The sequence below is a fragment of the Mycobacterium colombiense genome (assembly GCF_001665835.1).
GTDB classification, from domain to species: domain Bacteria; phylum Actinomycetota; class Actinomycetes; order Mycobacteriales; family Mycobacteriaceae; genus Mycobacterium; species Mycobacterium colombiense_A.
Window position 1 is genome coordinate 175,967 of the sequence record NZ_LZSX01000073.1, and the last position, 14,952, is coordinate 190,918.

Here is a 14,952-nt window from a genome sequence, read left to right on the forward strand (position 1 = left end):
CGCTTTCGCCGGTAGAGTTGGCGCCGACAACGCCAACTGAGGAGGAGCGCCGGTGGCCCGGGTGATCGTGAGCGTGATGCCCAAAGCGGAGATTCTCGACCCGCAAGGACAAGCGATTGTGGGCGCGCTGGGTCGCCTCGGACATCCGGGAATCTCAGAAGTGCGGCAAGGCAAGCGGTTTGAGCTCGAAGTGGACGACAGCGTCGACGATTCGGCGCTCGCCGAGATCGCGGAATCGCTGTTGGCGAACACCGTGATCGAAGACTGGACGATCAGCCGGGAGACGCCGTGACGGCACGCATCGGGATCATCACCTTCCCCGGCACACTCGACGACGTGGACGCCGCCCGCGCCGCGCGGCGGGTCGGCGCCGAGGCGGTCAACCTGTGGCATGCCGACGCCGATCTGCGGAGTGTGGACGCCGTGGTGGTGCCCGGCGGCTTCTCCTACGGCGACTACCTGCGGGCCGGCGCGATCGCCAGGTTCGCCCCGGTCATGGCCGAGGTGGTGGAGGCCGCCCGGCGCGGCATGCCAGTGTTGGGCATCTGCAACGGTTTTCAGGTGCTCTGCGAGGCCGGACTGCTGCCCGGGGCGCTGACCCGCAACGTGGGCCTGCACTTCATCTGCCGCGACGTGTGGCTGCGGGTGGCCTCGACCTCGACGGCCTGGACGTCGCGCTTCGAGCCCGACGCCGATCTGCTGGTCCCGCTGAAGTCCGGCGAGGGACGCTACGTGGCACCGGCCGAGGTGATCGAGGAGCTCGAGGGCGAGGGGCGGGTGGTGTTCCGCTACCACGAGAACGCCAACGGGTCGTTGCACAACATTGCCGGGGTCAGTTCCGCCAACGGCCGCGTGGTGGGCCTGATGCCGCATCCCGAGCACGCCATCGAGGCACTGACCGGGCCTTCCGACGACGGCCTGGGCCTGTTCTATTCCGTGCTGGACGGCGTGCTCGCCGGCTGAGCGGAAACGCCTGCGGCATCGCGCAATTCGGCGAATGACGCGGCAATGGCATCCGTCGCCTCGTGCGGGTCGTTGAACGTCCGGTCGTCGGTGAGCACCGCGACGCCGAGTCGGTCCACGTAACTCCACACGGTGATGTTGACCGGCGCGCCCGGTGACAGCACGCCGGTTGAATAGATCTCGCTGACGGCCGCGCCGCCGAAGTGGCCGCGCTCGCGCGGCCCCACCACGCTGGACACCGCGACGTTCATCAGCTTGTTCGGCGCGTCACGCAGGCCCAGCCACCGAAATGCGGCGGGCGCGAATGCGGCCGGGAGGTAGGCCATCATTTTTCCGTACAGCTCCGGGCCGAGGACCTCGTGGTCTTCCTTGGCGATCTTGGTGGCCAGGGCGACCAGCCGGGCCCGCTCCATCGGGTCGCCGACATGGACCGGCAGCGAGATCATCAGACCGCTGATCTCGTTGCCGCTGATCCGGTCCGACTTGTCGGTGGCCGTCGGCACCGAGGCGATGATCGGGCGCTCGGCCGCGCCGTCGTAAGCCAGCAACAGCGTCCGCAGCCCGCCGGCCACCATCGCCAGCACCACATCGTTCACCGTGATGCCCAACGCCTTTGCCGTCGCTATGACCTCCCGCAGCGACAACGACGTGCTGGCGAACCAGCGCCGCGGCGAGACGAGATGGTTGAGGAACGTCGGCGGTGCGTCGAACGCGTCGGCCAGGTCGGGGTGATCCCCGCGCTCTCTGGACCGGCGGCGCACCCGCATCATCCCGACGGCCGCGTCCCTGAGCAGCCTGGGCAGTTCACCGATCTGCCGGACGTGGTCGCGCGCCGCCGCACGCAACAGGTCGGCATTGGACGTGCTGACGCCGGCCTCGTCGTTGTCGCGCTCTTCGGTGCGCCCGTCGCGCAGATCCATCGCGCGAGCCAGCAGGTTGACCGAGGCGACACCGTCGGCCAGCGCATGGTGAACCTTGCCGATCAAGGCGAATCGGCCACCGGCCAGCCCCTCGGCGAAATGGAACTCCCACAGCGGGCGACTACGGTCCAGGGGAGTGGACGCCACTTCGCCGATCACCTGATCGAGCTCGCGCCGGCCACCCGGCGCGGGCACCTGCACCCGCCGCAGGTGATAGTCCAGGTCGACGTCGCAGTTCTCCTGCCACATGGGGTGATGTAGATGCCAGGGAATGTCAACAAGCTTGTAGCGCAACGGTTCTAGTAGATGGAGTCGGCGACGCACATGGCGACGGAACTCCTCGAAACCGAATTCGCCGTCTGAGTCGGCGGGGTCGATGACGGCCACCTTCAGTGTGTGCGTGTGCAGGTTGGGCGTCTCGCTGTAGAGCAGCATCGCGTCCATACCGTTGAGTCTTTTCACACGCCACCTCCAGCGGCCCCGGACGCCGTCAGCCCAGGATCGGGAACCGGCGCTGGCCGGCGAGCCGCTGCAGCGCGGCTTCCATGACGCCGCGTATGTGGGCGTCGACCTCGTCGACGTCGGGGTCATTGCCGAATTCGGCGGTGATATCGATCGGCTCGAGCACCTCGGTGACGACCTTTGCCGGCAGGGGCACGTTGGGCGGGAAGATCACGCTCAGCCCGAAGGGGAATCCGACGCTGATCGGCAGGATGTCCATCCGCGCCTTGGTTAGCCCCAGCTTGCGGGCCAGCCAGTTGCCCCGGGTCAGGAACAGCTGCGTCTCCTGGGCGCCGATGGACACCGCCGGCACGATGGGCACCCCGGCTTCGATGGCGGTCCGCACGTAGCCGGTGCGGCCATTGAAGTCGATGGTGTTCGCGCTGAAGGTCGGCCGGTAGGAGTCGTAGTCGCCGCCGGGGAACACCAGCACCACCGCGCCGGAATGCAGGGCCGTGGCGGCGTTTTCGCGGCTGGCCTCGATGACGCCGAGGCGGCGCAGCCAGCCGTCCAACGGCCCCATGAACAGTCCGTAATGGGCCAATGTGTAGACCGGGCGGTCGTAGCCGAACCTGTTGTAGAAGGCGGGGGAGAAGATCAGCACGTCCGGGGTCAGCATGCCACCCGAGTGGTTGGAAACCACCAGGGCTCCGCCCGAGGACGGGACGTTGTCGATGTTTCGCACCTCGGCCCGGTAATACCGCTTGATGGGCGGTCCGAGCACTTTCGCCACCTGTTCGGTGAAGGCCGGATCCCATTTGGCAGTTTCGTGATTGTCCGCCGCGTCCACACCGTTGCCCTTCATGGCTCCCCGCCGTCCGTTCTGCTCTTTGCTAGTTGTTGCCGGTGTGACGCCCGTCTCAAACCTCAGCCCCCGGTTGACATATGTTACTCTCCATTAAAGAGAATGTCATAATCGTTTGCTGGAGGAAGCCGCGCAATTGGGGGAGCATGTCCGAAAAGGTTCTGGTTACTGGGGGTTTCGGGCTCGTCGGCTCGCAAACGGTACGCCGGTTGGTTGCCGACGGCTATCGCGTCGTCGCGACCGACCTGGGCACTGCCGCCCAGCGCAAAGCGGCGGGAGCGCTGCCGGCCGGCGCCGAGGCGCATTGGGCGGATCTGACCGATCCGGGCCAGGTTGATCGGCTACTGGCCGAGGTGTCGCCCACCGCCATTGTTCACCTGGCCGCGGTGATCCCGCCGGTCATCTACCGCCAGGCCGCGCTGGGGCGCCGCGTCAACGTCGACGCGACCGTCACGCTGCTACGCGCGGCGCAGTCGAGGCCCCGTCCGATGCGGTTCATTCAGGCGTCGAGCAACGCCGTGTACGGCGCGCGCAACCCGCACCGGCATCACGAGCTGTTGCGCCCGGACTCCCCGATGAAGCCGGCCGATCTGTACGGCGCACACAAGGCCGAAGCGGAACAGCACCTCCGATCTTCGGATCTCGAGTGGGTGATCTTGCGCCTGGCCGGGGTGATAAGCGTCGAACCGGACGCGATGCCGTTCAGTGCCGATGCGTTGTTCTTCGAAAGCGCCCTGCCAGCCGATGGCCGCATTCACACCGTCGACGTCCGCGATGTCGCGCGCGCGTTCGCCGCTGCGGTCACCGCCGACGTCGCCGGTGAGACGCTGCTGATCGCCGGTGACGAGTCGCACCTGCTTCGGCAGGGGGACGTCGGTAAGGCGCTGGCCGCCGCGCGCGGTCTGGTCGACGTTTTGCCCGTTGGCCGGCCTGGCGATCCGGACAGCGACGACGACTGGTTTGTCACGGACTGGATGGATACGGTTCGTGCCCAGCAGGCTCTTCAGTTCCAGCGCCACTCGTGGCCGGACATGGTCGCCGAGATGCGAGCCGCCGCCGGATGGCGGCGTTACCCGATGCGGCTGATCTCGCCGCTGGCGCGACGGTTCCTCAAAAGTCGTGCGGCCTATCGGGATACGCCCGGACGCTACGCGGACCCGTGGGGCGCGATCCGGACCAAGTTGGGTGAGCCGCGCCCGGATGCTCCGTGGAGTAGGTAGCCCGCCCGGACTTCAGCCGGCGTCGCGCAGCAACGGCCGTTCCGTGGAAGGCAATTCTGCAGTGGGGCCCAGCTCACCGAACAGCTCGGTGGCATCCGCGACGGTCCGGTCGACGAAGGAAGCGAAATCGTTGAAGGAGACGTCGTTTCGGATCCATTGCGACTTTCGGGCCGTCACGCCGATGCGCTGCGGGTCCGACGAACCGTGCACGATCGCGGTGACCTCGCGGTCGAGGCGGTTCCACCGGTCGCTGAAGTACGTCAGCCACGGGCGGTCGGCCGCCGGGAAATAGCATCCGGGAGTGACACGGATGATCAACACGTCGTCGTGCGCGGGCGAGATCTCGAAGTGAACGTGCAAGCGCCGCGGAGCGTTGGTGACGAAGAAGTATTCGCCGTCATGGTGGCCGCGAAAATATCGCCGCCCGCGGGTGCGCAGGTAACGTTCGACCAGGTTCGCGCACAGCTGCTCATTCGTCATGAGTTCGATGGTGCGCCCCGTGGCTTTGGGAATGCTTGGAGACGAGCGAAGCGGCACCGAAGAATCTGTTGAGAATCGGCTGAGTGAGCGCCGGCTGGCAGGGGTTTTGCCGCGGTCAGCAGGGCTCGCGCCGTTCCACGATGCCGGCGCCGGGGCTGGGCACGATGCGCGGCAGCGTGACCGAAAACCTGTACCTCTCGGGGCGGTAGTGGAATTCCACGACCTCGAGGGGCTTGTCGTCATGGCCGTAGCTGGTGCGTTCGAGCACCAGGACGGGAGACCCCAGCGGCAGGTTCAGAGCGCCGGCCACTTCCAGCGTTGCGCCGGCCGCATGGATCTCATAGTTGGCTCGGGAGATCGGTACTTCCAGCCGGCGCTCCCACATCGTGTAGGTGCTTTCCATCGCCTGCGCGGTCTGCTCGTCGGTTGCGGATTTCAGCAGTGGTTCTACGGCCGTGCCCAAGCCCGGTGGCAGGTAGGCGATCATCAGGGCGAGCGGCTGGTCGCCGTCGCGAAAACGCCGGTGCACGCACAGGACTTTGGGCAGGCCCAGTACTTCGGCAACCCGTTGCGGAGCGTCTTCGACGCGATGCGACAGGACGTCGACGTTCGGCGTGATGCCGGAGCCGGCCAGTACCTCGGTGATGGTGCGCACGCCGGGCCCGAGTTCTTGTTTGACCGGGTTGGCCACGAACGTGCCCAGGCCCTGCTTTCGGACCAGCCATCCCTGGCGCTCGAGTAGCCCGACCGCCGCGCGCACGGTCACCCGGCTCACGCGAGTGCGATCGATGAGCTCTCGCTCGGTGGGCAATCGCGCGCCGCGGGGCAGACGCTGTTTGACGATGGCCGCCTTGAGGGCTTCGGCGAGTTGGGTGCTGGCCGGCACGCTGCCACGGGATATCCGGAGGTCGGCGACGTCAAGGTCCAGCTGATCGGGAGCCACGAGATGTATTAAAACGTTCTATGCGCGGGGCGTAAAGCAATGCGTCCCCGTGCCGGCGGCCCGACGGCCGGATTAGTCTGGTAGCGAATGCTTTTCGCGCGTTTACAGACGGGTGGACCGTTTGCGCGGGTCAGGAGGACCGAAGGTGGCGTTCACCGTGGAACGGTTCGACCACATTGTCCTGAATTGTCGCGACGTCGAGGCCACCGCCGCGTGGTACGAGCGGGTGTTGGGCACGCGGCGCGAGACGTTCGGGCCGTCGCAGCGAACGGCGCTGTGCTTCGGGGATCAGAAGATCAATCTGCGACCGGTGGGCGCTCTCGCCGACGATCCCGACTGGTCCACCGGGGCAGTCGAGGCCGCCGGTTCCGCAGACCTGTGCTTCGTCACCCGCGCCAGTCCGGATGACGTTCGCGCCCACCTCGCCGCGTGTGGCGTGGACGTGATCTCCGGACCGGTCACCAAGATTGGGGCGCTGGGTGCGATGACCTCGCACTACTGCCGTGACATCGACGGCAACCTGATCGAGATCGCCGTCTACTGAGGGTCGGCCAGCGGATACAGGGCCGGAAGATTGATCACGATGGCCTCCTGGCTGCTGCGTGCGATCACCACCTCGGCGGTGGTGTCGGGGTCGGGGTTTTCCTCCCGGTGCGGCAGGAACGGCGGGATGAAGACGTAATCGCCGGGCGCGGCGGCGATGCGGACCTCTTCGGTGCCGTCATGGAAGACGAATTCCGGGTTGCCACTTCGCACATAGATGGCGGTCTCCGAGTCACCGTGATGGTGGTTGTCCGAAGCCGATCGCGGCGACGCGTGCGTCTCGCCCATCCAGATCTTCTCCGCGCCGACCGAGCTGCCGGACAGGGCGGCGAAGCGCCGTAGCCCCTCCGATTGTGCTGTGTCGGAGCTGATTTCCGACGCCTTGATGTGGCGTACCCGGTTGCGCGCGGCGGGCGCTGCCGCGTCGTCGAAGTCTGGATGGAATCCGTCTGTGGTGGCCATGGGTCAATTATCGCGGGATCCGAGGCGCTCGGCGAGCTCGCGCAGATCCCTGGCGACAATGTCGGGCTGCGGCAGGCCGTCCACCGGCAGCGGCGCGTTGCCGCGCCGGGTGATCAGAGCCCCACTGAATCCGACACTCTGCGCACCGATGGTGTCCCACACGTGTGCGGCGACCATCTTGCAGTCCGCGGGAGCCACCCCGAGCGTCTCGCACGCATATCGGTAGACGGCGGCCGAGGGCTTGAAGACGCCGCGGGCGTCGACGCTGAGTTGGTGTTCGAAGAAGCCCGCCAGCCCGGAATGCTGCAGTGCCGTCGGGCCGTCCGGATTGGGCGGGGAGTTGCTCAGGGTCACCAGCCGAAATCCGTTGTCACGCAGCGCGGCAAGCCCGTCGACGGCGTCCGGGTGTGCCGGCATGGTGAGCAGCGCGGTCTTCAGGCGGTCCGCGTCGTTCTCGGTGACGTTCACCTGGTGGATGTCACCCAGCATCCGCAGCACGCCCTGGGCGAGCACCGGAAACGTCACGTAGTTGCCGGCCAACGTGATGGACATCGAGTACATGACGAGCTGCGCGAACCATTCGCGCAGCATCCGCTCGTCACCGAACAGCTCGCCGAAAAGCGGTGCGATGGACTCGATGTCGAGCAACGTCTCGTTGACGTCGAAGACGAGGACGGACGGTGTTGCCATGGCTAGTGCTCGACATTCTTTCGTTGCGGAATATCCGGTCGGAGATACCCCACGAGGCACAACACAATCAACACCATTGCCGCCACCGGCCACCACAAGGCGACCAGCGCCGCCGTCACGAACACGCCTAGCGTGATGAACGACCTCATCTGCAGCAGCTTTCGCATCCGCGCTGACACGTCTTCGTGGGTGGGCCGATCGACCGCTTCCCAGCACAGGGCGAGGTAGGTGATGTTGACCAGGACGAAGACCGCGGCGTACAGCGACACCGGCGCCGCGGCCAGCCTGCTGTCGGCGATCCACTCGGTGGTGAACGGGATCAGCGACACCGAGAACAGGTGCGCAAAGTTCGACCACACCAACCGCGGCGTCGCGACCTGGGCGTAGTTCAACAGGTGATGGTGGTTGACCCAGACGATCGCGATGAACAGATAACTGACCACATAGCTCAGCCCGGTGGGCCACAGCGGCAACAGGGCGCGGAACCCGTGGGCGCTCGGCGGCCTGAGCTCCAGCACCAGGATCGTGATGAGCACGGCGAACACGCCGTCCGAGAACCCCCGCACCCGCTCAGGAGTGGTGTCTCCTTCCGCCACCGCTACCTCCCATCTGCCGCGATGCGCCTGAGCCATTTTCAGGCCGGCTTATAGTTCCGCTCCTGCACCACCCAAGCATTGCCGTCAGGATCGCGGAAGTCGGCAAAGCTCGCGTAGTCACCGCGATCCGGGTCGGTTCCTGGGAGGAACCTGCCGCTCCACCCGCCGTCGGTGTCCTTGTGGCGTATCTCGCTGACGGTTATGCCGTGACCGGTCAGCTCTGCGCGACAGGCCTCGATGTCGGAGACCACCAGGTATAGGCCCCGCACCGAGCCGCTCGGCGCATCGGTCATGCCCACACCGAATTGGATCGAGGTGCCCGAGCCCTCTGGCGTCAACTGGATGACCCGGAACTCGGGGGTGGGGGCGTAATCGACGTCGTGGGTGAAGCCAGCCTGGTCACGGTAGAACCGGAGCGAGCGATCGGGATCCGCGACGGGCAGGATGATAACTTCGACGGACGCCCTCACGAGGCGCTCCGGCTCTGCCCTAACACCTCGTCTGTGTCGAGCCCGCGGTCGACTCCGTGTGGAATGACAGTTTGGCCGGGCTCGAGCTGAAGTTGCTTGCCGTCAAGGCTCACATCGATTTTGTCGGGTTCGAAGGACACCAGATTGCGGACCCGTGCTACCTCCGTCCAAGCGTCGACGTAAGACCAGGCCGCGCGCTGGTGGCTGCCGATGTCATAGTAGGAGCAGATTCCCTTGTATGGGCAAAACGTCTGGATATCAATGAGTTTGAGCGCCGACTCGTTGATATCTTCGCGCGGAACGTACCATCTGGGCGCAAAGCCGGACTCATACAGCGCCAACGGGCGATGCGTGTCGACGATCACCTGGTCGCCGGCCCGGACAACGAGATGCCGTGCGGTAGAACGAATATCGATGCGATGGTAGGCATCGGCGGCGTGCCCGACAATCCGTTCTTCTTCTTCGTAGAAGGCATCCATGGCACGCCAGGCAAACGCGACCCGGCCACCAAGCACCGCCGCATGGGCGGGCAAGCCAGCGTGTTCCCAGGCGCTGTGGTTGGTCTCGCGTCCCGATGCCCTGACGGTGAACCACTGGGTGGCCCCGAGGTCGCGGTGCTGCGTCACCCGATCCTCGGCGAGCAACGTTCCCTCTTCAATATCACCGCGGGGGAAATAGGCGACCGGGTAGCGGCCTGGTTCGTGTAAGAGAATCACGTCGCCGCTGTCGGCGATCCACCGATCCGCGAAGCGCACCCGCATCCGGCGACGCAACGGTTCGGCGAACAACAGCCGCGGTGGCATCGGCTGTTCGGTGAGAAAGTGTCCGAGTGATCCCGTCGCCAGCGGGCCTTGTTGCCATGCCAAACCCATGTGGAGCCCGTCCTTTTCTGCAACTCGTTCGCGCAGTGGTGTTCAGGGCCCGGCATCACTCCATGACGACGACGAGCTTTCCTGCGGCTTCACCCGTCTCGGCGACACGGTGCGCTTCGCGGATGTCGTCGAAGGAGAAGACCCGCGCCGGTGTCGCGTGGAGCTTGCCATCGGCGATCTGCTGGGCGATTTCACCAAAAGGCACATCCGATACCGGGAATCCGGGATTGCCGAACACGGGGCTGGCAAAGAAGCTGAAGTTCACGCCGCTGGCCATTCGCGCGAGTGGGTTGAAGTCGCCGATGGGTGCCAGGCCCCCCAGCCATCCGGCGAGGCAGGCGGTGCCACCGCGGCGCAGCATGTCCAGGGAGTCGAGGATGGTGCTGTTACCGACAAGGTCGAGGACGGCGTCGATGCGGTTGGCTTCCGCGATGTGGGCGGCGAGGTCGCCGCGCTCCACCTCGACACGGGTCGCGCCCAGTTCTTTTAGCATGCCGAAGCGTTCACGGCTGCGGGCCGTGGCAACGACATTGGCGCCGGTGATCACCGCCATCTTCAGTGCGGCCTGACCCAATGCCGACGTCGCGCCGCGGATCACCAACGTTTGTCCCGCGGTCAAATTCAGGTTGCGGTACAGGCACGTCCACGCCGTCGCATAGGTTTCCGGCAGCGCCGCCAGCTGCGACCACGGCAGGTCGGATTCGATGGGCGCGACATTGGCCGCGCGGACGCGGGTGTATTCGGCGTAGCTCCCGTTGATGGTGCGCCCGAGACCGCCCATCAGCGCCGCGACCTTGGCCCCGACCGGGAACTCGCCGCCCGGGCACGAGTCGACGACGCCCACACATTCGATCCCGCTGACCTCGGCCGCCTCCGCCCATTCCCCGCGACGCATGTGGATCTCGGCGTGATTGATGCCGAAACCCTTGACCGCGATTACGACTTCGCCGTCTTTGGGCAGCGGCTTGGGGATGACGGTGTAGACCAGGCTGTCCAGACCGCCGAACTTCTCCAAGACGATCGCCCGCATGGTTGGCCCACCGGATTGCTCCCGTACGACCGCCGGCGCGGTTGGCAACTGAGGTGACTCGATTGTGGACATCGATGCCTCTTTCATAACCGTTGGCTGGCGACGACGCCGGCTGGCGACGGCCCATAATAATGGGCCAACTGACCCATTATTATGGGCGGCCAGATCCACCATGTCCAGCGAAAGGTCACTACTTCAGGCTTTGCGCTGATCGCGAGACGACGCGGATCGACCCTTAAGCGGGGGTTGGGCCGCGAAGGAGCGCACGTAGTCGACGGCAGCATTGACGGCGGCCCGCAACGGTTGCGGATCGCCGGTGACGTGGGTGAGCATCGCGCCGCCCTGATGTGCGGTGACCAGCGACACGGCCAGATGCCGCGGGTCGGCGTCGGGGCGCAGGTCGCCGCGATCGCGCATCGACTCGAGGCCGGCCCGAAACAGCTCAATCCATTGGTCGTATCCCGCGGCGAGGTCGTTGTGTATTTCGCGGTCGGCCTCGATCAGCTCGCCGGCCAAGGACCCATAGACACAACCTCCGATGCGGTACACGCTGTCGATGTCGCACACGCAGGCATCGGCCCATGCCTGCAGCGCTTCGAAGCTGTCGAGTTCGGCGAATTGCGGCCGAGTGTGGAAGGCCTGCACATCATTACGGCGCGCCTCGACGACGTGCCGGGTCAGGTCGCGCTTGTCGGTGAAGTAGTGCGAGATCTGGGATCCGCCCACCCCGGCCGTGCGCCGCACCTGGTCGACACTCGTGTTGGCGACGCCACGCTCGAACATCAGCCGGGCGGCCACCTCGATGATCCGCGCGCGCGTAGCCAGTCCCTTGCGGGTGAACCGCGATGCGGGCCGTTCAGTCACGTCGTCACCTCTGAGAGCCTCAGCTTGCTCGTCGCGCCGGCCGGCGCCCCCGCGACCGGCGCGGTGGACGGGGTACTCGTTCGGCGCTGTCGGTGGCGAACAGGCGCAGGTAGTTCACCGCGAAGCGGATCGCATCGGCGTGCGGCCACTCCTCTTGATAGGTGAACGTCAGCACGCCACCTCCTTGGTGCGCGGCGACGATCACCATGGCGAGCCGGCGCGGATCGGCATCGCGAACCAGCAGCCCGCCATCCTTCATTCGCTGAATTGCCCGCTCTAACAACTCGATCCACTGCCAGTAGCCGGTGGCCAGGGCGTCGCGCGTGGCGTCGTCGGACTTCGCCAGCTGGGCGGTGAGTGCGTGATAGGTGGGGGTCCCGAAATAGCCGATGCGGCGCAGGTAGCGCATGTTGAGATCGATCCACCGCTCGAAGTCGTCGAGCGAACCCAGGTCCCGAAGGGTGGGCTGGCGGTGAAAGTCCAAGACCACGCCGATCTGGCGCCGGATCACCGCGCGTATCAGCGCCGCCTTGTCGGCGAAATAGTGTGCAAGCTGTGAGCCGCTGACCGACGCCGCGCGGCGCACGTTGTCCATGTTCGACGCGGACAGACCCTCGGTGACGATCAGCTGGGCCGCCGCCTGCACGATCCGGTCGCGGGTGGCGCGCCCCTTGGCGGTCAACCGTTGTTCGTCGTGAACATCGGGATGGGCCATCGCGCCAGGCTAACCCGGGAGCGCCCCCATTTTTGGGATCTCCAGCCCATACATCAGGTCAGGCCGTGACTCGCTTGGCGAGGAAGCCACGGATGAGCTGGGCGACGTCGTCGCACGCGGACTCCAAGAGGAAGTGGCCGCCGTCGAGCAGGTGGATCTCGGCGTCCGGGAGGTCGTCGGCGAACGCCTCGGCGCCGGCCGGCCCGAAGATCTCGTCGCCACGGCCCCACACCGCGAGCAGCGGCACCCGGCTGGCGCGGAAGTATTCGTGCAGGCGCCGATACAGGGGAGCGTTGGTGGCGTAATCGCGAAACAGCTTGAGCTGCACCAGATCATTGCCGGGCCGGGAGAGCAACGCGTAGTCGTGATGCCAGGAGTCGGGATCGATCAGTGTCTCGTCGGCCACGCCGGTGACATACTGCCAGCGGGTGGCATCGAGCGTGAGAAACCGGCGCACCGGCGCCTCGGTGGCCGGCGTCTGCTCCTGTTGGTACGCCTGCACGACCTTCCAGAAGCTCTCGACGAATCCCGCGTCATAGCCATTGCCGTTCTGGCTGATGATCGCGGTAATGGCGGCCGGCTCGCGCAGCGCGAGCCGCCAGCCGATCGGTGCGCCGTAGTCCTGGACGTACATGGCGTACCGGTCGACGCCCAGGGTCCCCAGCAGACCCGCCGTCAGGTCGGTCAGCGCGTCGAAGGTGTAGTCGAACTCGTCGACCGGTGGAGCGTCGGACAGCCCGAAGCCGAGGTGATCCGGCGCGATGACGTGGTATTTGTCGGCGAGGGCCGGGATCAGGTGGCGGAACATGTACGAGCTGGTGGGAAACCCGTGCAGGAGAACCACCGCGGGAGCGGCGGGATCCCCGGCCTCCCGGTAGAAGATCCGATGGCCGTCGACGGTGGCGTAGCGATGATGAACCGCAGGCATGGCATTCCTCCTGACTCAATGCATTTCAGCATCGTGCGCCGCGGCGGCGTCCGATGGAGGTGCGCGGAACCCAGACCCCAGTTTTATGGGTTGTATGACCCAGTATGCACCAAACGGGCGGCTCGCGACAGCCCGTGAAGCCGATGTATTGCCGTGCGGACCGGCCTGCCATATTCTGGGCGAACCATCCCAGTTGGGGCTCGGTACGAATACAAGCTGGTTCGAGGTGACACAGTGGGCAGGCTTGTTTCGGTGAACGTGGGCATGCCCAAGAACGTCCAATGGCGGGACAAAACCGTCTACACCGGGATCTGGAAGGCCCCGATCGAGGGGCCAGCGATGGTGCGCCGGCTGAACGTCGACGGCGACGGCCAGGGGGACCTCGCCGGTCATGGTGGGGAGCAACGCGCCGTCATGGTGTACCAGACCGAGGCCTACGAGTTCTGGAAGGCCTACCTGGGTCGCGACGACCTGCAACCCGGACACTTCGGCGAGAACTTCACCGTTACCGGGCTCGCCGACGATGACGTCTGCATCGGGGATCGCTATCGGATCGGCGATGCCGAGTTCGAGGTCACCCAGCCACGTGTCACCTGTTTTCGGGTCGGCATCCGCCTCGACGAGCCCGACATGCCCAATCTGCTCGTCTCTCAACATCGCCCGGGCTTCTACCTCCGGGTGATCACCGAGGGCCATGTGCGGGCCGGCGACGACATCGTGCGCAGCCGCCGTGGCCGTCACGAACTCAGCGTCGCCGACGTCGACGCCCTGCTCTATCTGCCCGACCGCAGCGTCGAAACGCTGCGCAAGGCCATCGACGTTCCGGCGCTCAGCCCGGGCTGGCAGCAGTCTTTTCACGAGCTGCTGGCCGCACACGATGACGGGGGACCCGCGGTAGCGCCACCAATCGGGGTCGAACCGGGGCGGAAGGGCTTTCGTGATTTGCGGGTCACCCAAACACGTTGGGAGAGTGCCCAAGTTCTTTCGATCCGGCTCGACGCCGTTGACCGCAGTCCGCTGCCACCGGCGCTTCCCGGCCAGTACTTGACGGTCAAGGTCACCGGCGCCGGCGAGCCCGCGCCGCTGCGCAGCTACTCCCTGTCGGACGATTCCAACGCCGGCTATTACCGAATCAGTGTCAAGCGCGAGGACCACGGCGTGGTGAGCCGGTGGCTGCATGCCCACATCCAGCCGGGATCGGTGATAGCGGCGGCCGCCCCACGCGGCGACTTCTACCTCGCCGAAGACAGCGGTCCGGTTGTCCTGTTCTCCGCCGGAATCGGCGCGACGCCCGTCCTGGCAATGCTGCATGCGCTGTCGGTGGCCCGGAGTGGGCGTGACATCTGGTGGCTGCACACCACCCGCAACCGCGAAACCCAAGTCTTTGCAGCCGAAGTCGCGAAACTCATCGATTCGTTACCGCACGCCAGGCAGCAGGTCTTCTACACCGAAACGCAGGGTCGGCTGCGCCGAGAGTCCATCGCGAAATTGGGCCTGCCCGCCAGCGCCACCGTCTACCTTTGCGGTCCAACGCAGTTCATGGCGGACATGCGCGACGCTCTGACCGGCATGGGTTTCGACCCGGCCCGCATCCACAGCGAGTTGTTCGGTGCGCTACCCGCGATCAACCCGGGAGTTGTCGACACAGGCGAGCGCAGGCCACCCCACCCACCCGTCGGGCCACCGGGAACCGGGCCCGCGATCACCTTCACGCGCAGCGGATTAACCGTCGACTGGTCACCCGCATACCGGAGTATCCTCGATCTCGCCGAAGCCTGCGACGTGCCGACCCGATTCTCCTGTCGAAGCGGGGTGTGTCACGTGTGCGTGACCGGAATCGTTGCCGGGACGACCACTTACGTTCAGCAGCCGTTGGAGCCGCCCGGTGACGGGTCGGTCCTCATCTGCTCCGCTGCCCCCGAGACCGACGTGGTGCTCGATCTCTAGTCC

18 protein-coding genes are annotated in these 14,952 nt (G+C 66.1%); 5 read left to right on the top strand and 13 right to left on the bottom strand.

The features are described from left to right. The first annotated feature begins 52 nt into the window (after positions 1–52). A complete protein-coding gene (gene purS, locus A5760_RS15735) occupies positions 53–292 on the top strand; it encodes a phosphoribosylformylglycinamidine synthase subunit PurS (RefSeq protein ID WP_064882339.1) in 240 nt (79 codons plus the stop codon). After that, positions 289–963: a phosphoribosylformylglycinamidine synthase subunit PurQ gene (gene purQ, locus A5760_RS15740; RefSeq protein WP_064882341.1), complete on the top strand. Its 675-nt coding sequence runs from the start codon at positions 289–291 to the stop codon at positions 961–963. The genes purS and purQ overlap by 4 nt, the downstream gene beginning before the upstream one ends. Here purQ and A5760_RS15745 read toward each other — a convergent pair. After that, positions 930–2,345 (bottom strand): wax ester/triacylglycerol synthase family O-acyltransferase, encoded by a 1,416-nt coding sequence (locus A5760_RS15745; RefSeq protein ID WP_196772101.1) that lies wholly within the window; start codon positions 2,343–2,345, stop codon positions 930–932. The two genes, purQ and A5760_RS15745, sit on opposite strands and share 34 nt — an antisense overlap. Before the next feature lie 28 nt (positions 2,346–2,373). Continuing rightward, positions 2,374–3,189, bottom strand: coding sequence for a lysophospholipid acyltransferase family protein (locus tag A5760_RS15750; protein ID WP_064882346.1), 816 nt, complete (start codon positions 3,187–3,189; stop codon positions 2,374–2,376). 146 nt (positions 3,190–3,335) lie between these two features. Between A5760_RS15750 and A5760_RS15755 the strand changes: the two genes are divergently transcribed. Next, positions 3,336–4,409, top strand: coding sequence for an NAD-dependent epimerase/dehydratase family protein (locus A5760_RS15755; protein WP_064882348.1), 1,074 nt, complete (start codon positions 3,336–3,338; stop codon positions 4,407–4,409). A gap of 12 nt (positions 4,410–4,421) precedes the next feature. Here the strand turns inward: A5760_RS15755 and A5760_RS15760 are convergent, their stop codons facing one another. Then, entirely contained in the window at positions 4,422–4,889 is a 468-nt protein-coding gene (locus A5760_RS15760) for a hypothetical protein (protein ID WP_064882350.1), read from the bottom strand. 115 nt (positions 4,890–5,004) lie between these two features. Next, entirely contained in the window at positions 5,005–5,832 is an 828-nt protein-coding gene (locus tag A5760_RS15765; protein ID WP_064882352.1) for a GntR family transcriptional regulator, read from the bottom strand. 145 nt (positions 5,833–5,977) lie between these two features. Between A5760_RS15765 and A5760_RS15770 the strand changes: the two genes are divergently transcribed. Continuing rightward, positions 5,978–6,376, top strand: coding sequence for a VOC family protein (locus A5760_RS15770; protein WP_064882354.1), 399 nt, complete (start codon positions 5,978–5,980; stop codon positions 6,374–6,376). Here the strand turns inward: A5760_RS15770 and A5760_RS15775 are convergent. The 9 genes from A5760_RS15775 to A5760_RS15815 all read right to left on the bottom strand — a co-directional run bounded on the left by A5760_RS15775 (position 6,370) and on the right by A5760_RS15815 (position 13,002). Further along, positions 6,370–6,837, bottom strand: coding sequence for a cupin domain-containing protein (locus tag A5760_RS15775; protein WP_064882356.1), 468 nt, complete (start codon positions 6,835–6,837; stop codon positions 6,370–6,372). The genes A5760_RS15770 and A5760_RS15775 overlap by 7 nt on opposite strands. Positions 6,838–6,840: 3 nt before the next feature. Then, positions 6,841–7,527, bottom strand: coding sequence for a haloacid dehalogenase type II (locus A5760_RS15780; protein WP_064882357.1), 687 nt, complete (start codon positions 7,525–7,527; stop codon positions 6,841–6,843). A gap of 2 nt (positions 7,528–7,529) precedes the next feature. Continuing rightward, the gene (locus tag A5760_RS15785; protein ID WP_231122646.1) at positions 7,530–8,123 is read right to left on the bottom strand and encodes a TMEM175 family protein; all 594 of its coding nucleotides are present in this window, start codon (positions 8,121–8,123) and stop codon (positions 7,530–7,532) included. A 38-nt stretch (positions 8,124–8,161) separates the two neighbouring features. Further along, entirely contained in the window at positions 8,162–8,593 is a 432-nt protein-coding gene (locus A5760_RS15790; RefSeq protein WP_064882358.1) for a VOC family protein, read from the bottom strand. Further along, a complete protein-coding gene (locus A5760_RS15795; protein ID WP_064882359.1) occupies positions 8,590–9,465 on the bottom strand; it encodes a DUF427 domain-containing protein in 876 nt (291 codons plus the stop codon). The genes A5760_RS15790 and A5760_RS15795 overlap by 4 nt, the downstream gene beginning before the upstream one ends. Before the next feature lie 55 nt (positions 9,466–9,520). Beyond that, positions 9,521–10,567, bottom strand: a complete 1,047-nt coding sequence (locus tag A5760_RS15800; protein ID WP_064882802.1) for a zinc-binding dehydrogenase — start codon at positions 10,565–10,567, stop codon at positions 9,521–9,523. Positions 10,568–10,690: 123 nt separating this feature from the next. Next, entirely contained in the window at positions 10,691–11,359 is a 669-nt protein-coding gene (locus tag A5760_RS15805) for a TetR/AcrR family transcriptional regulator (protein ID WP_064882360.1), read from the bottom strand. 19 nt (positions 11,360–11,378) lie between these two features. Then, positions 11,379–12,074 (bottom strand): TetR/AcrR family transcriptional regulator, encoded by a 696-nt coding sequence (locus tag A5760_RS15810; RefSeq protein ID WP_064882361.1) that lies wholly within the window; start codon positions 12,072–12,074, stop codon positions 11,379–11,381. Between the two features lie 58 nt (positions 12,075–12,132). Next, complete coding sequence (locus A5760_RS15815; protein ID WP_064882362.1) at positions 12,133–13,002, bottom strand: alpha/beta fold hydrolase; 870 nt, start codon at positions 13,000–13,002, stop codon at positions 12,133–12,135. A gap of 234 nt (positions 13,003–13,236) precedes the next feature. On the opposite strand from A5760_RS15815, the gene A5760_RS15820 reads away from it, so the two are divergent. After that, a complete protein-coding gene (locus A5760_RS15820; protein WP_064882363.1) occupies positions 13,237–14,949 on the top strand; it encodes an MOSC and FAD-binding oxidoreductase domain-containing protein in 1,713 nt (570 codons plus the stop codon). The last annotated feature ends 3 nt before the right edge of the window (positions 14,950–14,952 follow it).